We start from the raw sequence: 20,122 nt of genomic DNA, 5'->3' as shown, positions 1-20,122 counted from the left end.
AAGATGAATTTAACAATAACCGGTAAGCAGTTTGAGCTAACAGAACCTATTAAAAACTACATCTACAACGCTTTTGAGGGGCTAACTAAATATAACTTAGATGTCATCTCTGCAAGGTGCGTTATAAGCGCTGACGAAAGAAGAGGCAAAAAGGGCTTTATAGTAGATCTTGCGCTAAATTTAGCTAAGAAAGAGACCATAGTTATAACTCAAAAAGACAAAGATCTCTATGCTGCCATTGATAGTATCAACGATAGAGCCTCCAAAGTGCTTCGCCGTCATCATGACAAACAGACAACTCACAAAAACAAAGATGACCACAAAGAGGAGATTTTGGATGAGTTGCACGATATCAAAGAGTATGATGTCGATGAGATAGTGCCAGTGGAGCTTGAAACATACAAGCCAATGGAGGTAGATGAGGCACTCAAGGTCTTGAAACAAAGCGATGATCAATTTTTGGTATTTAATGACCTAGACGCCAAACTTCGCATACTCTATAAGAGAAAAGATGGGAAATTTGGTCTATTTTAGGATTCGGCTTTTAAGCCGGATTTACAAAGCTTTTATGAGTAAGAGTTTTGTAAATAAGGTTCTATACGGAGGTATATGATGAAATTCAGATCACTTTTTATAACTTTTTTGTTGGCTTTTGGCTTTGTAGTACTGCAAGCTGAGATAAAGCCAGAAGATATCGATTCGAAAAATATCGGCAAGTCCAAGGCAGCTATCGACGCCACTAAAAAGGGACGTTGTATGATAGCAAATCTTGATAGGGATATACCAGGAGATTTACAAAAGTCTGATAAAGGAACTCTATATGACTCAAGAAAGCCTATAAAATGGTGCTATGTAGATGTTGGTGGTGGAAAAATTCATCAGTATCATACAACCAATAGAGCATTAGGCGCTGGTTTTTGGGGTGCTAATGCTGTTGGAATGGCTACACGAGTAGAACAGAGTGTTATGGATGAGTTATGCGGTAGAGATTGTGTTCCTGTTAGAGATCATATGGCTGGAAAGTTAGACTCTACTAGAGTATCTAATCACTATCAGGATTTTCAATCCATCGGTAAAGCTTATCCAGATCTTCCAAACTGCCTTAGTATTGTGGAGTATATACCAGAAAATCAAAAATATATATTTGCCAATGACGGAGTAACTATTATAGGTGTCAAAAAGCCAGAGGTTAAAGCTTGCTTCTTCCCAAGAAATAAATTTTATGATGGTAATGATAGATTGAGAGGAGCTTATTTATATGCGTACGAATCAACTTTTGGAAAAGGTTTAAACAAAAAAACTCTTCTAGATCCTATTGATAACTATAAAATGAATCCATCTGTTTGGAGCCAAGACAAACTAAACGAAGTGTGCAAAGGTTGTTTTGTCTCTGAAAGACTTATGAGAGGTGATGGTAAGATATGTACTATAAAAGACTTGATTGGTAATGGTGATTGTACAACAGTAGGTGTTACTCTTCCTTATGTGGAAGATCCATACTATGATGAATACAACAAACTAAGAAAAGAGTTTATCAAAAGAAAAGAGCAAGAAGAAGCAGAAAATATAGATGTAGGTGACGATCAAGACCAGATCCTAGAGCCACTCATCGAAGCACCAAAGATTATGGCAAGACCACCAAAAAATGATGGAACTATTTTCCAAAAAGGTATTTATGGTGGAAAATTAAATGAACTTAAGATAAATGCAGAGGCCTTTAACTGCATGTCTATGACAAATGCTTGGCTTGGCTATCACTGCGTCAAATTTAAAGATAAAAAAACTGCAGATATAGCATGGAGTTGTGAAGAAAAAAGAGCTGATAAAAAGGCATATGATGAGTGCGTAAAAAATAACTTTAACGACCCTACAAAATGGGAAGTATATGGATATCATCGCTATCCATTTCCACTACATCACAAAACAGTTCCTATTTATAACTCAGAGTATGGCTTTGCTATGAATAAACATCTCTATAACTATGGTAGATACTATGCTAACAAAGATAGAGAGTTTAGCCTCGAAAAGAAAAAGGCAAAGAGCCCTAACTTTATAAATGAGATAAAAAATACAGAAGAGGCAAATAGATTTTTATATCTTTATAGTTGGATAGATAGACAAGCAGAGGTTTCACAAAATGCTCCAAAAGACCTAAGAAAAGCTTGCAATGGTTGTGTAAAGCTTGCAGGAGATGCTGTTGGTGGTGCTTTTGTCGTTAAGCAAAAGAGACTAAGAGAAAATAGAGATAACTTTATAGATACCTATAAAACAACTCAGTTTCAAACAAACGTCCCTTGCGAAAGAACCAACACCTCATTTGACCTTTTGGATACTACTGTAACAAACGTAGCAACAAACGTAGTTCCACAAAGAATAAGAGCCTATATGAAGGGCTATAAATGCTCTGACTTTAAGTTTCCAAGAAACTATAACAAGATAAGAGAGTATGTCAATGGAGACTACACACTTACTGGTAATACCATTTTAAAGGTAGATGCACTTGATACAAATGTATTTGGTGAATCTTTGGAAGCGCACGTTGATAATGTAATTACTGATTTTAGAAAAGACTCAAATTTGGCTGCATTTACAATAAATAGTTCAAGCAACGATCTCTATCTCCCACCTGATCTAAAACCTGAAGATATCGTCTTTGCGAGACTTTATTGGACTGGTGTTATCCAAGATGGCTTTAGCTCAGAGACAAAAAACCAAACCAATCCTTTGGGTAAAGAGTATATGAATATAAGACAGAACTATCCATGCGGTAACTATAACCTTACAAATATCGGCAGGGTAAAAACTCCAAACTATTGTAGAATCGGAGATGGTAAAAATGGCACAACAAATGGTGACACTACAGCAAACTTTCTTCCAATGGTCTGGCTAGATAACCAAGCTCAAGCCAATCCAAATGATGAAGCAAATAGTAGTCAAAACATTAAAGATGCACTAAAAGGCTATAGAAGCATCAAATTTACAGCCGATGGACTAAAAGAGGTAAAAGAGTATGAGGCAAAGGATAAAGACATTAAGTTTGTTCTCTCATCTGATGACTCTTTGACTATATCAGATCCAAGAAATAGTATAGTTGGTTTTGCTAAAAACTACATCTGGTTTGAAAGGGAGAGAGGATATTTCTTTGTCTATTCAGCCAATACCGATGTTTTGGAGCAAGTAAGAGAGGCAGTGGCTGTCAATCAAGCCAAATTTAAGATAGATGAGAAAAATGCAAGCAAAAATCTACCAGTCTCTATCAAATTTACAGCAGGAGATATCATCTCTTCTAAAGGCTCTGTTAGAAATATCCACAAAGGTAACAGATGGATAAATGGCTCATTTAGACTAAGAGGTGGTTATGGTGTAGGTACTGGTAAAGATGCTACTCAAAATCCAGACGGAAGCTACACAGGTGAAATAGCCTATCATGAAGGCTCAAGGATGGGTAACTTTGGCGCATGGTCACTTCTTGTAGTCTATGATAAAAAAGATGCTATAGATAAAGCTAGCCAAGGTGGCATTTATGCGCCTGCAAAAAATGAACTTGGAGAAGATAGTGGTATGTTTAACTACTACAAACCAAGAAAACTCACACTTAAAGATGGATTGGCCACTATGGTTGTAGGAGATGTTACTGGCTCAAGCGATAGTGCTGAGTTTACCTTTGACGGCTTTTTTACTCCAAAGAGCGATGATTATGGTGCTAAGGTAAGTATATTTAGTATCGGTGGAACAGGTGCTACCTATAGTCCAAAAGGCGGTATCTCTATAAAAGATGGTCGCGATAAGGATATGAGAGAGTATATAAGAGATGAAAGAGAATATATAAAAGATACAAGAGAGCTTATAAAAGACGCTAATGGCAGACTAAAGCCAAATCCTTATTTTGGAAGAGAGGTAAGAAACCCTAACTTTGGTAAAGTAAATATAAAAAATCCAGACTACAACAAAACCAATACAAATCATGGAAATTTTGCTCAGCTACACAACGCTCTAAACCCAGTTCAAAATCAACTAAATGGAACTATTACAGTGATGAAGCCGGGCGATTTTAAAGTTACTAGTTTGGCAAATAGTAGTGATAAATTGGCTACAGTTGGAACCGATATCGATACATTTAAGATATCAAATTTACTTGGCAAGAGACAGACGCAAGCTACACTACGAGTTGGCGTTGATAATACCAACCCATCAACTACCAATGGTGGCTTTAGACCTGAGAGATCATTCCTTAGCTATGTTGCATTTTCAACTGAACTCTACATTCCAAACATTTGTAAAAGAGTCAATACCTACAATGAAGCAGGTCTTAAAAATGACTTTGTAGCAGCCGATGGAGAGACTCTAACACACCTCATCATCATAGAAAATGATGATAAAAACGGCTCAAAAACCGATGATGCTGAGGGTCTTGTGATAGGTATAAATTTAAATGATTACATTGACAATACCATTAGACTAGACAACGTTGTTACAAAAACACGACCTAAGTATTTTACAAATGCAAATGCTGACAAGTTAGGACTCAAATTTCTTATAGACAGCCATCCAGGTGTCTATAAGGATATGAAAAAAGATATCTATGGCAATATTGATATGGCATATATGAATGGCCAACTCATAAGAGGTACGGCTGACTCTGTCTATGGTGATGGCACCAATAAACAATTTAGCCTCAAAACAAGAGTTGGAGATCCAAAGAGTAGAGAAAATCGTATCAATCTCTATGTAGGTCATGGCGCAGGTAAAATGCAAGAGATAAATGGCACAAAGAAAGTTTCAGGCGGAACTTTAAGACCAGGAGAGTTGATTGCATTTGAGATGAAGACCAAGGCAAGAGTAGGATATACCGAGCCAAGGATCTACTCAAACTTTTCAATGAATGCTGATGATGGCTCTACAATAAGCTTTAACTATGATATGCCTATACCTGATTGTAAAGATATCAAAGAAAAAAGAAAGATAAAAGTTATCTCACTTGATCAGTTTAAGATAGTCAATCAAAACTACAAAGCACCAAGTCTAACAAACCTAGACAGCCAAGGCAAGGTCATAGAGGATAACACTCTCTATACTCAAGTAGCAGGAAAAGAGCACAATGCTAAATTTGTCTATAGCCATATCGGTAAATTTCATTTTGATGGTAACAAAACCATAGAAGATAGCTCAGACTTCCAAGACATAAACAAGACTTTGGAGGGAAATTATACAAGAATTGGCTCTATGGAGCTCTCTTTGGTTAAAAACGAAGTTCTAAACAAAATAGGTTGCCAAAACCTAACCGATGACCATAAAATCCCATTTATCTATAATGATTTTAGTACAAAATCAGTCAAAAAGGTAGTTGGAGTAAATGACGATGGAACAGCTAAACTAGACTCACACACTCTAAATAAAGATAAACATAAAAATACTCTTTATAAGAGTTATGAGTTGCCAGTAGATGAGAAGCTAGTTACAACTCCAGATGGAGTGCCTCTAAAAGATCTCAATCTTCTTTTGGCAGATCAAAGTCTTAGCTTTGTTCTCTCTTATATTCCTACAGGATCATCCAAGAAGGTAGCTTGCCAGGCAGAATGTGAAAAGAATTTTGAAAGTTCTTTAAAGCAAAATACTAATCAAAAAGATAAATTAGAAAAAGAGAAGCTAGAGTGCTATGCAAAATGTATGGATAGCTACGAAGAGGACTATGAGATAGATAAAAACTTAAGTAGGATTAATGACAACAAGGTCAATAAACAAGGCGTTATCAACATCTGCCCAGCATCTGATGTCTTCTCTGTAAGACCTGCGTTTTTTAGAGTTCATAACGTTGATGTTGTAAAGCGCGGCGGTCAAGATGGCATAGAGAAAAATGCTACCTATCCATCAGGTAAGACCATAAAACTAACATTTTCACCATCACTTTATACAGGTGATATCAATGTCTCAAATGGTCCAGACAAAACCAACATTTTTGCTATGGGCTATACAGGCGTGCCAAGTGGAGCTATAACTCCTATCTATCCAAACAGTTGCAACCCAAATAAAGGTATCTATCTAGTAGATGGAAAAGTTGAGTATAACAGCACCAAACCAACAGTAGGCTCCACCATAGAAACACTATGGAAAGCCTCTAGTATGGCTATCAAGAGCGACTTTGGTTACAAAAATCATAAATTTATCTATACTCCAAGAGATGATGAGTTAGTTAAAGATGGTGACTATCAAGCCTTTGTTAGATCTTATAAAGAAACAAACCTTAAAATTGCCAAAGAGAATATGAATAAATATCTACAAGACAACAACCGCTACGCAGTTGTAAATGTAGAGGATTTTGATGGCAACAACCATACAGATGGCGCCTTTACCTACTACAACATCGGTTATGTAGATATCAATCTTTTAGACCAAGCTTGGACCAACATCGATAAGTCAAATGGCGGTTGTATAGAAGATAGCTCAAGTTTTGTTGCTGATAGCTTGGGCAAAGTAGGTTGCGATACAGCAGTTTATAGATATCACGACTATAGAGAGCCTTGGATGAGTGATGTGGCTGGATTGTCTAAATATCCACTCACACCATACTACAGCTATGACCGCATAGAAGCGGGAGTTGATGGTCTAAAAGACCATTTAGCTGCAGATATGTCATTAGCTCCATTAAGAGCCTTTAAAGGTGCAGTTGGTATGAACTACAACCTTTACAACGATCTTACAAAGGCAAGAGATACACAAGAAAGAAGAATGGGCGGCTATATCGACCTAAAGAGTATCGTTATAAGTAGCGATCACAAATCTGGCGATAAGATCATCGCAACGCTCTTTTCTAATGGTTGCTATGCAAAAGATACTCCATTGACACTTGCTTTTGGCTATGATTGTGCAACTGGCAAAGATAAAAAAGGAGATAGATGTAGTTCCGTCACTGGCAAGGTAACTGCTAGCAACAAAGAGAATATCTGCTCACATAATATCCTTGATAGTAGATGTTATAACCCATATGAGCGTGGTGGTACTCAAGGTCTAGTTAGCAACATTGCCTACAGCTCATTTGCAGCTGATGCCAACGCAACGCCTCTTGTAGAGCAAAGTGGCGCTGTGGCAAATGGTAAGATAGATCTCATACTCAAAGGCTTTGGTTATGATGAAGGTATCTTTGCAAGTGGAAATGGACATAAATTCCTATTTAACTTCAAAAAGAATATTATAGAGCCATCAAACCCAACAAGGATTGATGCAGGTGATTTTGTTGTTGAAAAAACAGCCTCTAGCAAGGATAAATTTCAACCGCTAGATTTAAACTCATCTAGCTCAACCTATTTTTACTATGGCTATGCCAATGCACACCAACCAAAGTATTATGCAAGTAACTCTCAAGCAACAGTTGGAATAGATAGTTATATATATTGCAACGATAGAGAAGCTGGCATATCAAATGGTAACTGCAAGAACTTAGACGGTGAGTTGTTGCTCAAAAATAGTGCTTCAATTGCCATAACAACAAGACCGGGATATTATAAAAACTCATCTCAAAACTATATGGGCAATATAGATATGTCTACCTACTTTGTATCAGAGTATAGACCTACAAAGAGTGATGTAAGTGTTAGCCTTAACAACCCAAGAAGACTAACTCCAGCTGCAGCTGAGTTTGGTGTCTTTAAAAATGACAAGGCAAAAGTGCCATATGAAGACCACATCAAAGTCATAACTAAGAGCTATCTACTTGGCGATGGTTTTGAAGATAGAAATGAGTTTATCATAGTCTTTGACAATACCAAAGGCGGATGGGGCGGCTTTGGCGGAACAGTCAAGGATAAACAAGGCGTAGGCAACTGGATAGTAGGTGATGATAACAAAACTCTACATGACAATAGCCCTAGAATGAACAGAGGAACTATCTGGTAATAAAATGTAGGAGCCTTAAATGGCTCCTACAACTCTCAAATTTAACTCTCAAATTTAACTCTCAAATTTAACTCTCAAATTTAAGCTCCAAGTTTTTAAATTTTATTTTTACAAATTCATTTTTTAAATTTCAAACACTATAAAAAGAGCTTTAAAACTGCCAGCTCATAACATCTAAAACTTATAAAAAAGCTCATATTTTCCATATTGAAATTTAAACCAAAAGGCACCTTTCTCATAACAAAAGATAAAATGATTTTAAGAAATATATACTAATATCTTTTAAAAGTATTAGTACAATAAACTTGCAACAATAATTTTAGAATAGAATTGAATTTGCACCGTGCAGGATTGTAATTACTCTCCTAGTTGAAATCAACCAAGAGAGTTTAAAATTTTAGTGTTGTGATTTTCCTTGTGTGTTGTTTTCTTTGTATGCTTTATAACATACATAAGCAAACAATAAAACAGTTATTATTGCTGTGATTGTCATAGCTGTTTCATTCATCTTTTACTCCTTTTATCAATGTAAATAAAATCGCCATAATTCCAACACTAAAGGCTGTAATTGTGAAGCTTTGTATTGTAAAAACGCCATTTAAAAGAGCGAAATTTCCATTAACAAATAAACCTAAGCCTATGTTTTTTATTAATTCACTTATTTTCGGAATTTTACACTAAAAAACTTAAACACTCTTGATTTAAAGAACTTTACAGATTTTTCTGTATTGTTGAGAGCATATAGACATATTTATTTAAATATCAAGGCTTTTTATATAAAATATCTATTTTTTACGAAATATTTACATAACAAAGGAGTGTAATATTTTTTCACATTTTATTCTTTTGTATTTTTAAGCTCTTTAATCAAATCTATTTTTTTAATCTTATTTTTTAGACGATAGTTTTTAACCAATAAATTAAGATTTTTTTCGTTGGCAATGGTAAGTTATTGGCATTTGCCACTCACTTTTGAACGGCAGTTATATACACTCCTAAAGTATTGGCTAATTCTTTCTAGCTCTTTGCAACATACATTTTAACTATATTATCTTCCTGCTATTTTAGTAGAGCCTACTAGGAAGCTGCATTTATAAAAGCCATTATTGTCAAATTTAAAAGTAACAACTTTTTTAAATCTTGGCAAATCTAAAATGAAAATATAAAAGCATCACAAGAAAGAAGAGGCGCTCTTGCACCTCTTAATTTAGTAATTTACTATAATTTTTTCTCTGTTTTTATTGATAAATATCTCAAAATCAACATCAAATATCTCTTCTAATATCTCAATATCTAGCTTTGACTTATCATCAAAAAACCTAACCTTACCATCTTTTAAGACAAGGATCTTATCTCCATATTTGATGGCGTGGTTGATGTCGTGAATGTTGATAACAGTTTTGATGTTGTTGGCTTTGGAGTATTTATAAAAAAGTTCCAAAATATTTTTTTGATGTTTTAGATCTAAGTTTGCAGTTGGCTCGTCCAAAAACATGATCTTTGGCTCTCTTGCTAGAAGTTGCGCAACCAAAACAAGTCGCTGCTGTCCGCCTGAAAGCTCATTAAAGTAGAGTTTTGCAAAATCCACTATCCCAACATGTTTAAGCGCTGCCCAAACTTTGTCTAAGTCCTCATCGCTAACTCTAAGTCTTAGCTCGCCAACTCGTCCCAAAAGCACAAACTCAAAAACACTCAAAGCGTCATTTGGCATGATATTTTGACTAAGATAGCCAATTTTGTTGATAGAGATGTTGTTAGTATCTATCATCCCTTTTGTTGGTCTCAAAACTCCTGCCAAGCACTTCATAAGTGTGCTTTTACCAACGCCATTTACGCCAAGAACAGTGACTATCTCGCCATCTTCTACATTGAAATTGATATCTTTTAAGATGTCTCTATGGCCATAAGAAAAATAGAGATTTTCAACCTTCATCTCAATCCTTTTCTAAGTATAATTACCAAAAAAAAGACCGCCCCTATAAAAGAGGTGATGATACCTATTGGAAAAATTATGCCGCTTATGATGTTTTTACTCAAAACCGATGAAAACGATAGCAAAAACGCACCAATAACAGTAGAAAAAACTAGATAAAATCTCTGCTCGCCGCCTATTAGAAGTCTTGCTATATGCGGACTTACAAGACCTATAAATCCTATAGTTCCTACAAAACAAACACAAATTGTAGTAAGCAAAGAGACGCATATTAGCACCTCGATTTTGAGTTTTTCTGTATTTATGCCAAGACTTTTTGCCTTTTCATCGCCAAGAAGTAGGGCGTTGAGGCTCCAGGATTTGGCTAGAAGCAGTATCAAGATGACTAGCAACGTAGCAAAAAGTATTGAAACGTTTAGATAGGAGGCGCGCGATAGTGAGCCAAAGGTCCAAAAAACGATATTTGAAACCTCTATCTCATTGGCGAGATAGACAACAAAGGCTTGAAGACTTTGGTAGATAAAAACCAAAATTATTCCTATCAAAACAATTGTTGAAGAGCCTAAAAAGACCCTTTTAGAAAGATAGTAGATAAAAAATAGGCTAGCTGCAGAGAAGATAAAGGCAAATATCCAAATGCCCCAAAAACTTCCATCAAGAAAAACAATTCCAACGGCCGCACCAAAAGCCGCCGCTGAGCCAATTCCTAGAGTATATGGACTAGCAAGTGGATTTTGCAATGCAGTCTGCATAACAGCACCACTTAGTCCAAGACTAGCCCCAGCAACCAAAGCCATAAGCGCATAGGGAATTCTCATCTCAAAGACGATGAAATTTATACTTTCATCATACTCAATGCCGATGATATTTTTAAAGACCTCAATGAAACTTAGCTTCGCAGGTCCAGTAATGACATCAAAAACAAAAAGAGTTCCCATTAGCACCAAGCCAATGAGAATAAAAATAACTCTTTTTAGGATAAGTTTTTTATAAAAATCAGCCATCAATAATCAACCATCCATGTTCCGCTAAACTCTACAGGGTAAAACTTATCAAAAAACTCTTTTAGCTCTAAATTTGGATCGATATCCTCAAATAGCTCAGGATGAATTTTTTTGGCAAAGTATAAAAGTCCTGCAAAATCAAATATATGCCTACTTAAGTCATGATAAACAGCGCCTATGCGGCGATTTTTAACAGCATTTATTGTATTCCAGCCATTTCTTTTGGTATATGCACCAAGATTTTTCTTAGCCTGCTCTTCGCTAATGCCATAACCTAGTGGAATGTTTTTAAAACTATTTAAAAAATAGTTGCCCGCAAAGATGATAACATCAGGATTTTTAGCCACTATAAACTCTGGATTGATTGTTGCTGTAGTGCCTTTGATAAGACCTTTTGCTATATTTTCGCCACCAGCAATAGTTACAAAACCGCCCCACATTTTGTCATCCCATGTTGGGCCAAATGTATTTGGGCCATCTTTTTCGCTAAACTCAAGATAGACCTTTGGACGTTTTAGCTCTTTAACGCTCTTTAATCTCTCTTCTACAAGCTCAAATTTGGATTTGTAAAACTCATTTATCTTTGCAACCTTTGCCTCTGTTCCAAAAACTTCACCCAAGATTTCCATACTTCGCATATGTCTTTGCATATTTTGAATGTGAAAATCTATAAAAATAGCCGCAATATTTGCTCTTTCCAAATTTGAGATATAGTTTTTTACCTTTTCATAGTCATTTTGTGCAAAAATCACAACATCTGGCTTGAGTGCGATGATCTTTTCAAAAGAGATGGTGTTTTTTGGTCCATAACCAACATCTGGAATTTTATCTATCTGTGGAAATTTATGCAAAAATGCCTCCCAAGTTGCCTGTCTTCTGCCCTCCCAATACTTCCTAGACCAACCAACAATCTTATCTATCGAGTCATCTCCTGCTGCGGTAAAATACTCTTCAAAATAAAATGTCAAAACCACTCTTGAGTTCTGCTTAACTTCGACCTTTCTATCCAAAATATCTGTAACTTGAGTAGCAAAAACAAAGCTACATGAAAACAAAAGTGCTAAAAACAGCTTGCGAAACATCTTTTCTCCTTAGCAATAAAATGTAAATTTCTATATAGTAGTATTTCTAGTATAAGAGTATTATTAAATAATCAAATTTGAAAGTTTAAATTATTGTTTGTTAAGTTAAATTTCAACTTTAAATTTCTGATAAATTTACTATTGATAGTTAGATATAAATTCAAACTTAAGATATATTTTGCCATTTAAAGAGCTTAGTAAGTTTAGAAAGATATTAAAAAATAAAATTAGTTTAAATACTTAATAAATTTAGCCAAAAAACTATAAAAAACAACTTTTTTTTAGGCGCATTTTTTGCTATACTTTAGTGCAATTTAACTAACAGCAAAATAAGATAACTACAAATCATTTTAGAGGTAAATATAGTATGAAAAAACCAATCATTATAGGAGTTGGTGGTCCAGTTGGAGCTGGCAAGACCTTGCTTATTGAAAGAGTTGTTAGAAAGATGAGCAAGGAGTATGAGATAGGCGTTGTTACAAATGACATCTATACCAAAGAAGATGCAATGTTTTTGGCTAAAAATAGCGTTTTGCCAGCTGAGAGGATTATTGGTGTTGAAACGGGCGGTTGTCCGCATACTGCCATTAGAGAAGATGCTTCGATGAATGAAAATGCCTTGCAAAACTTAAAGAGTAAATTTGAGCTTGATATTATCTTTTTGGAGAGCGGTGGCGATAATTTAGCTGCTACTTTTAGTCCTGATTTGGTGGATTTTAGTATCTATGTGATAGATGTCGCACAAGGCGAGAAGATCCCTAGAAAAGCGGGCGCTGGTATGATAAAGTCTGATCTTTTCATCATCAACAAAATAGACCTTGCACCCTATGTTGGAGCCGATCTTAGCATAATGGAGAGGGATACAAAGGTATTTAGAAAGGATAAAGAGTTTTATTTTACCAATCTTAAAAAAGATATCGGACTTGATGAAGTTATAAAATGGATAGAAAAAAATTGCATGTTTAAAGACCTATAATGAGCATTTTAAGGACAACTATCAAAAATGGTAGCCTAAAAGAGCACTATCAAAGAGGCTCTTTGCGGCTTATTGATCTGCCAGTTGAGTATGGTAGTAAGCTAGCCAAAGATGACAATAGATTTTTTGCCTATCTTAGCACTTTGGGTGGTGGCTTGGTTGATGGCGATGACTATTTACAAAAGTTTAACATCATAAACAGCGACGCAACTCTTAGCTCACAATCCAACCAGAAGATTTACAAAGGTAGTTCGCGCCTAAAGACAGTTGTTTTGCTTGATGAAAGATCAAGACTTCTGTTTTATAATCATGCAAATATTTTTTATGAAGAGTCAAATTTAGATAGCAAAGTGGCTATTTTTTATAAAAAGGGAGCTCGTCTTTTTTACTTAGATGGTGGCTTTATAGGCTATGCAAATGCCAAATGTAGGGCTAGAATGAGCCTTAGGATATATGAAAATTACAGGCTTAAACTAAATGATCTTTTTTGGTATAAAGAGCGTTTAAATTTGAATGGATTTTTTGATTATGACTACTTTTATGCCATCATAATCATATGCAACGAGTTTGAGATACCAGAGGTAAATGAGCGAAATTTAAAGGCATTTTCAAGTAGGATTGATAACTTGACGATGATAAGAGTAGCTAGCAATAACAATGACATTGCAATGAGCTATATTGATGAAATTAAAATGAAATTTATAAAGGAGAGTAGATGAAACTTACGCGAAAAGAGGAAGAGAAGCTAATGCTAAGCTATGCAGCTGTTGTTGCAAGAAAGAGGCGAGATAGAGGTGTGAAGCTCAATTGTCCTGAAGTGATAGCCATCATAAGTGACTTTGTTTTGGAGGGCGCAAGAGATGGGCGAAGCGTTAGTGAGCTTATGGATGAGGGAAGAAGAATCGTAAGTAAAGATGAGGTTATGGAGGGAGTTGCTGATATGGTGACTGAAGTGCAGATAGAGGCAACTTTCAAAGATGGTACAAAACTAGTTACCATACACAACCCGATAAACTAAGGAGAGATGATGAAACTTGGTGAAATTATATATGCCAAAGGCGATATCGTCTGCAATGAGGGCAGCAAAGCGATAGAGTTAGAGGTCACAAATAGCGGCGATAGACCGATACAAGTTGGTTCTCACTACCATTTTTATGAGACAAATAGAGCTTTGAAATTTGATAGAGAAAAGTCCAGAGGCAAAAGGCTTGATATCATAGCAGGAACGGCAGTTCGTTTTGAGCCAGGTGTTACTATGACTGTAAGACTTATAGATTTGGCTGGGACAAGAGAAGTTTATGGTCTAAACAACCTAATAGACGGAAAGCTATAAGGAGTAGATATGTTTAAAATGAAAAGAAAAGATTATGCATCTCACTTTGGACCAACAACGGGCGATAGCATAAGGCTTGCAGATACCAATCTCTTTGCAAGAGTAGAGAAAGACTTTACAAAATATGGTGAAGAGTGTAAATTTGGCGGTGGAAAGACCTTAAGAGATGGCATGGGACAAAACTCAAGACTTTTAAGAGAGAGTAAAGATGTTGTTGATTTGATTATTACAAATGCCCTTATCATCGACTACACAGGTATTTATAAGGCAGATATTGGTATAAAAGATGGCAAAATTTATGCCATTGGCAAAGGTGGCAATCCAGATATCTCAGATGATGTAGATTTTATAGTTGGAGTTAGCACCGACGCTTTAGCGGGCGAGGGGCTTATAGTAACAGCGGGCGGAATAGATACTCACATACACTTTATAAACCCAGAGCAGGTAGATGAGGCGCTAACCAATGGACTAACTACTCTTTTTGGTGGTGGAGTTGGACCAAATGATGGCTCAAAAGCCACAACTTGCACACCAGGAGCTTTTAATATCGAAAGAATGCTACAAGCAACAGATGATCTTCCTATAAATATTGGACTTTACGGTAAGGGAAGTGGCTCAAATTTGGAGGTAAATTTGGAACAGCTAAAGGCAGGCGCTGCAGGGCTTAAGGTGCATGAGGATTGGGGTGCTACCAAAAGCACACTAGAATACTCACTACAAGCCTCACAGATAGGCGATGTCTCTGTTGGACTTCACACAGATACCTTAAATGAGTTTGGTTTTGTAGCAGATACGATAGCGGCGATAAATGGTAGAACCATACACACATTTCACACAGAGGGCGCAGGTGGCGGACATGCTCCCGATATCATCAAAATGGCAGGTCTTCCAAATGTCCTTCCAGCTTCAACCAACCCAACTCTTCCATTTACAGTAAATACAATTGAAGAGCATCTTGATATGCTTATGGTTTGTCACCATTTGAGTAAAGATATCAAGGAGGATGTTGCATTTGCCGATAGCAGGATAAGAAAAGAGACAATTGGTGCTGAAGATGTACTTCATGATATGGGTGTCATCTCTATCACAAGTAGCGACTCACAGGCAATGGGTAGGATAGGCGAAGTAATTTCAAGAACTTGGCAGGTAGCTCATAAAATGAAGATGCAGTTAGGCACGCTAGAGGGCGATAGCGAGTATTCAGACAACAACAGAATCAAAAGATACATCGCCAAATACACCATCAACCCAGCAATTGCAGTAGGAGTTGCCGACTACATAGGTAGTGTTGAGGTTGGAAAGATTGCCGACTTGGTGCTTTGGGATCCAAAATCTTTTGGAACGAAACCAAAGATGGTTTTAAAAGCTGGTTTTTGTGTCATGTCAGAGATGGGCGATAGCAACGCCTCAATACCTACACCTGAGCCTGTAATCCATAGAAAAATGTATGCAGCATATGGCAAAGCTCTGTATAAATCTTGCTTTACATTTATGTCAAAGTTGGCAATAGAGTTAAATGTAGCTGAGAAATATGGCATTCAAAAGCAAGTTTTACCAACAAGAGGAGCCGCAACTGCTAAAAAGGCAGATATGAAGCTAAACAACGCCACACCAAACATAGAGGTAGATCCTCAAACTTACAAAGTCACTATTGATGGCAAGTTGATTTATAGTGAGCCGGTTGATGAGGTGCCGATGGCTCAAAGATACTATCTATTTTAAAGAGAAGTTTAGATGATAGTAAAAGAGATTTTAGGCAATATAGCCAACTTTGATACCAAAACAAAAGAGATTGTTAAGGTAAAGATTGGTGCTGATGATAGACTAAAGCGAGTAGTTAGGCTAACTAGCGATAATGGCGTTGATATTGGCATAAATTTAAACGATGAAGTGGTGCTAAAAGATGGCGATATTTTAGGCGAAGATGATAAATTTCTCTATGTTTTGGAGTGTTTGGCGCAAGATGTTTTGGTTATAAAACCTAAAGAGATGTTGCAGATGGGATTTGCTGCCCACTCCATCGGCAATAGACACGCACCGGCTGTTTTTAAGCAAGGAGCTATGATAGTTGAGTATGACTATCTCATAGCAAAGTGGCTTGATGAGAACAAAATTCCCTACTCAAGGCAAAACTTAGTTCTTGCAACACCGCTAAAACACGCAACTCACAGACACTAATATGATAAATCAATTCCTCTTTGATAGTGCATTTCCAAATGGCGGATACTCTCAAAGTTTTGGCTTTGAGAGTTACATCTCTTGGGGCGAGATTAGAGATATTTCAACCTATGAAAAGTGGCTTGAAAACTATATGTTAAATATCTTTGCTATGAGCGATGGCACCATCTATTGCATAGCTTACGCGCTCAAAGATCAAAAACTCACACTTTTAAAGTTGGCAAGAGCGGCAAATGCTTCAATCTCATCTTATGAAAATCTCCAAGCACTCATTGCAATGACCAAATCAACGCTAAACAACACCGAGTTTATGCATGATGACTATGTGAAGTGGTATGTTAAAGTGATAGAAAAAGATGACAAGTTTGCCAACCCTGCCGTTGCTTTTGCACTTTTAAGCAAAACTCAAAGTCTTGAAAACTATGCCTACGCAACTATCAAAACATTGACGATAAATGCCACAAGAGCTGTTCCTTTGGCATATAAAAAGTCCAATGAGCTTATCTTTTCAAGACAGGACTTAGTCAAAAAGGTGGCTAGCAAATCAAAAAGCATTGCAAAAGAGCTTATCCAAAAGGGCTATTTTAGTCTAAATGATAGCTCAAATATCTTTGCAACGCACAATGAGCTAGATATGGCGATGTTTGCCCACGAAAAGCTAAATTTCAGACTTTTTATGAGTTAAATTTGACATAAATTTAAGCACAAAATCAAACTCTTAGCTATCATTTTATTAAAATTAAATGACTTTTTATATCTATCAAATTTATAAATTCAGTCACAAAACCGCCTAAAAGCCCAAAATAAAAGGCCTTGGCTCTCTTTATATCATCAGATAGCAATTTTTTTCTTATCAAGATTTTTTGTTTAAAATGTATTTAAAGAGCCTATTTGCAAGCAATAGCTCAAAACAGGACTGTTTATTAAATTTAAATCTTAAAGTGGTTAATTAATTATTGAAAATAATTTAAATTCTCTCTCATTGCAGTATAATTAGAGCCTAGTTAAATTTCAACAAAGGAGGCTTTTTGAAAAAACTAATTGATAAAATTAAGCGCTCTCCATCTGCTTTTGCTACTTTGGTTCTTGTGATAAGCTTTGGTTTGGTTATCGGACATGGGCTTTTTACATTTGTCTATGCAAAAGGTTTTTCATATTTTGGACATGATTCCGAAGCCTGTAAAAACTGTCATGTTATGAATCAAGTCTATGAAAGCTGGATGAAAGGCGGGCACCAACATGTTGCAACCTGTAGTGATTGCCATGTTCCCGAAGGCTTTGTATCTAAGTGGTTATTCAAGGCTGAAAATGGTCTTCATCATGGATATGCTGTTACTTTTAAGCAAAATCCAGTGTCTTTTCAAGCCACAGATAAAGGTAAAAACATAATCCAAAATAACTGCATCGCCTGTCACAGCGAATACGCTGCACACTCAATAGATGCAACTATGAAAAAAGGTGCTCCAGGAAGCGAGCCACTATCTTGCGTATCGTGTCATAGACAAGTCGGACACGCACATAACTTTTAAAATCAACAAGGAGAAATAATGAAAAAATGGACTTTATATACGGTGGCTTTTTTTGTTGCCGTTGTTTTGGGTGCAGCTATGTTTGCACTATTTGTAGATATCGGTTCTAAATTTGAGGAGGAAAAAAGCTATCCGATGATGCTTCATAAGGTAAGTGATTTGGACCCTGATGTAAAAGAGTGGGGTAAAAATTTCCCATCACAATATGAAAGTTTTGCCGCTATGGAGAATATTGCTTACGAGACACCATACGCAGGTTCGGTTCCATATAGTAAACTAATTCGCTATCCTGCGGCTACTAAATTTTGGGATGGATATGCTTTTGCAGTTGACTATAACCGCCCAAGGCTTCATTTTTATACACAAATTGACCAGATTGAAACAAAAAGGAATGATAAAGAGTATTTAAACTCTCACGGACTTCCTAAATTTAAAGGTCAGTCAGGAGTCTGTGTAAATTGCCATACTGGGCATTTAACTGCTATTATGAAAGATGGGGATTATAACTTAACTAAAGATCCTGTTGAATCAGCTAGTAAAGATATGCCATTTTTTGATGTAAAAGGCGAAGAAGGCAAAAAAGAAAAAGCCGCATGGACAAAGATGAACTCAATTCCTTATTTTGATGTTATGAAAAAAGTAGCTGATAAACATGGCGAAGATCCATATAAAGGCTCACATTTAGGAAGTAGCTGTGCTGATTGCCATAGTCCTGATGATATGAGTTTAAGAGTAACAAGACCTGCATTTGTCAATGCTATGGTTGATAGAGGTTATGAGGCAGATGCAAAAAGTGGACTAAAAGCTAGTCGCCAAGAGATGAGAAGTTATGTTTGTATGCAGTGTCATGTGGAGTATTATTTCCAAGGAAAAGATTCAACTTTAACTTTCCCATGGGCTAAATGGGAAAAAGATAAACCATTTAAAATAGAGATGTTTGATGAGTATTATGATGAGATGTTTGAAAATGGTAAGTTTAAATTTGACTATAAGCATAAAACTACAGATGCACCAATCATTAAAATGCAACATTCAGAAGCTGAACTTAGCTCAGCTGGAATTCACGCAAGAAGTGGTGTAAGTTGTGCTGATTGTCACATGCCATATAAAAGAGAGGGCGCTCAAAAGGTTTCAAGTCATACTGTACAAAGTCCATTTGCTGACATTACAGGAAGTTGTAAGACTTGCCATATGCAAAGCGAAGATAAGTTAGTAGAGCGTATAAATTTTATACAAAATCGCCACTCTTATGAGCTTAGAAAATGTGAAAATGCACTACTTTCTCTAATCCAAGATATTGAAGTAGCAAGAGGCGAGCTTGCAAAACTTCCTGAGTTTGCAAATTTAGATGGTGACACACAAAAAGCTGAAATTTCAAAAGCCTTGGAAAAAACTTTATGGAATCAAAGACGTGCTCATATGAGATGGGACTTTGCATTTAGTGAAAACAGCTATGGTTTCCACGCACCACAAGAAGCTGCAAGGATCATCGGACAATGCCAAGAATTTGCTAGAAAAGGTCAAATAGAACTATCAAATGAACTAGCCAAATTTGGAGTAAATATAGAGCTAACTCAAACAGCAGATGAGGTGCCAGAGCCAGAACAAATCACAAGTCATAAAGGTTTAGTTGCAACTCCACCATCACAAAAACTTAAAGAACTTGATGAGAGAGTTAAAAATTTAGATTTTAATTAAAATTAAACTCTTAAATCTCAAATCCACATTGTCACGGGCATAAAGTCCGGCTTTGTGGATTTGTGAATTTTAATAGCGCCTAAATTTCAATAAAAATTTACAAATTTAGTGCTTTTGGATCACTTCCATAAGCATTCTCTCCCTCATCACCTTTTTTAAATATAGGTAAAAAAATAAAATAAAAAAACAAAGCAAGTCCTACTACTAAAAATAACATACCTAATTCTTTTGATGTTTGAATAAAAAGAAGACTAACTATAAGTGCTATTGTTGGGGCAAATATTATAACTAGCACAAACCACCCACTTTTGCCAAAATCATGAACTCTTCTTACAAGTAGCGCAAGCGATGGTATAAACACAACCAAACCATAAATTGAACTAAACATCCCATCTGCATCACCAAAAACTAAAACATCAATTATGCCTAGTATCAAGCCAACGATAAAGCTAAAAACGCAAAACCAACCATACTCTTTTCTTCTAGCTCTGCCACTAAA

General features: G+C 36.1%; 15 protein-coding genes. 11 read left to right on the top strand and 4 right to left on the bottom strand.

The window, feature by feature from the left end:
* The first annotated feature begins 3 nt into the window (after positions 1–3).
* On the top strand, positions 4–534 hold the full coding sequence (gene raiA, locus Q0X52_RS04000; RefSeq protein ID WP_297575205.1) for a ribosome-associated translation inhibitor RaiA: 531 nt from the start codon (positions 4–6) through the stop codon (positions 532–534).
* Between the two features lie 78 nt (positions 535–612).
* On the top strand, positions 613–7,890 hold the full coding sequence (locus tag Q0X52_RS03995) for a hypothetical protein (RefSeq protein ID WP_297575202.1): 7,278 nt from the start codon (positions 613–615) through the stop codon (positions 7,888–7,890).
* A 1,207-nt stretch (positions 7,891–9,097) separates the two neighbouring features.
* On the opposite strand, the gene Q0X52_RS03990 is transcribed toward Q0X52_RS03995, so the two are convergent.
* From Q0X52_RS03990 to Q0X52_RS03980, 3 genes are read right to left on the bottom strand one after another with little or no spacing between them, the layout of a single operon-like run.
* The gene (locus Q0X52_RS03990; RefSeq protein WP_297575200.1) at positions 9,098–9,823 is read right to left on the bottom strand and encodes an ABC transporter ATP-binding protein; all 726 of its coding nucleotides are present in this window, start codon (positions 9,821–9,823) and stop codon (positions 9,098–9,100) included.
* Positions 9,820–10,827: an iron ABC transporter permease gene (locus Q0X52_RS03985; protein WP_297575197.1), complete on the bottom strand. Its 1,008-nt coding sequence runs from the start codon at positions 10,825–10,827 to the stop codon at positions 9,820–9,822. Before Q0X52_RS03985 ends, Q0X52_RS03990 begins: the two co-directional genes overlap by 4 nt.
* Positions 10,827–11,909 carry an ABC transporter substrate-binding protein gene (locus Q0X52_RS03980; protein ID WP_297575195.1) on the bottom strand — a complete coding sequence of 361 codons (1,083 nt, stop codon included), beginning with the start codon at positions 11,907–11,909 and terminating at the stop codon, positions 10,827–10,829. The genes Q0X52_RS03985 and Q0X52_RS03980 overlap by 1 nt, the downstream gene beginning before the upstream one ends.
* 367 nt (positions 11,910–12,276) lie before the next feature.
* Here Q0X52_RS03980 and ureG point away from each other — a divergent pair, with 367 nt between their 5' ends.
* From ureG to Q0X52_RS03935, 9 genes are all read left to right on the top strand, one after another.
* Entirely contained in the window at positions 12,277–12,885 is a 609-nt protein-coding gene (gene ureG, locus Q0X52_RS03975) for an urease accessory protein UreG (protein ID WP_297575192.1), read from the top strand.
* Positions 12,885–13,604: an urease accessory protein UreD gene (locus Q0X52_RS03970; protein ID WP_297575190.1), complete on the top strand. Its 720-nt coding sequence runs from the start codon at positions 12,885–12,887 to the stop codon at positions 13,602–13,604. The genes ureG and Q0X52_RS03970 overlap by 1 nt, the downstream gene beginning before the upstream one ends.
* Entirely contained in the window at positions 13,601–13,903 is a 303-nt protein-coding gene (locus tag Q0X52_RS03965; protein ID WP_297575187.1) for an urease subunit gamma, read from the top strand. Before Q0X52_RS03970 ends, Q0X52_RS03965 begins: the two co-directional genes overlap by 4 nt.
* Positions 13,904–13,912: 9 nt before the next feature.
* Positions 13,913–14,218, top strand: a complete 306-nt coding sequence (ureB, locus tag Q0X52_RS03960) for an urease subunit beta (RefSeq protein WP_297575184.1) — start codon at positions 13,913–13,915, stop codon at positions 14,216–14,218.
* A 9-nt stretch (positions 14,219–14,227) separates the two neighbouring features.
* A complete protein-coding gene (ureC, locus tag Q0X52_RS03955) occupies positions 14,228–15,940 on the top strand; it encodes an urease subunit alpha (RefSeq protein WP_297575181.1) in 1,713 nt (570 codons plus the stop codon).
* Positions 15,941–15,952: 12 nt separating this feature from the next.
* Complete coding sequence (locus tag Q0X52_RS03950) at positions 15,953–16,396, top strand: urease accessory protein UreE (RefSeq protein WP_297575178.1); 444 nt, start codon at positions 15,953–15,955, stop codon at positions 16,394–16,396.
* A gap of 1 nt (position 16,397) precedes the next feature.
* Complete coding sequence (locus Q0X52_RS03945) at positions 16,398–17,081, top strand: urease accessory protein UreF (RefSeq protein WP_297575175.1); 684 nt, start codon at positions 16,398–16,400, stop codon at positions 17,079–17,081.
* A 343-nt stretch (positions 17,082–17,424) separates the two neighbouring features.
* Positions 17,425–17,925: a cytochrome c nitrite reductase small subunit gene (gene nrfH, locus Q0X52_RS03940; protein WP_018712491.1), complete on the top strand. Its 501-nt coding sequence runs from the start codon at positions 17,425–17,427 to the stop codon at positions 17,923–17,925.
* Positions 17,926–17,943: 18 nt separating this feature from the next.
* Positions 17,944–19,623, top strand: coding sequence for an ammonia-forming cytochrome c nitrite reductase subunit c552 (locus Q0X52_RS03935; protein ID WP_101636383.1), 1,680 nt, complete (start codon positions 17,944–17,946; stop codon positions 19,621–19,623).
* 97 nt (positions 19,624–19,720) lie between these two features.
* Here Q0X52_RS03935 and Q0X52_RS03930 read toward each other — a convergent pair.
* Positions 19,721–20,122, bottom strand: a 402-nt coding sequence (locus Q0X52_RS03930) for a DUF805 domain-containing protein (RefSeq protein WP_297575160.1), incomplete at its 5' end; no start/stop codon positions are given.

The sequence above is a fragment of the uncultured Campylobacter sp. genome (assembly GCF_947255105.1).
GTDB lineage: Bacteria > Campylobacterota > Campylobacteria > Campylobacterales > Campylobacteraceae > Campylobacter_B.
Note: the sequence above shows the minus strand (reverse complement) of the source record. Positions and strands in the feature narration are given on the sequence as shown.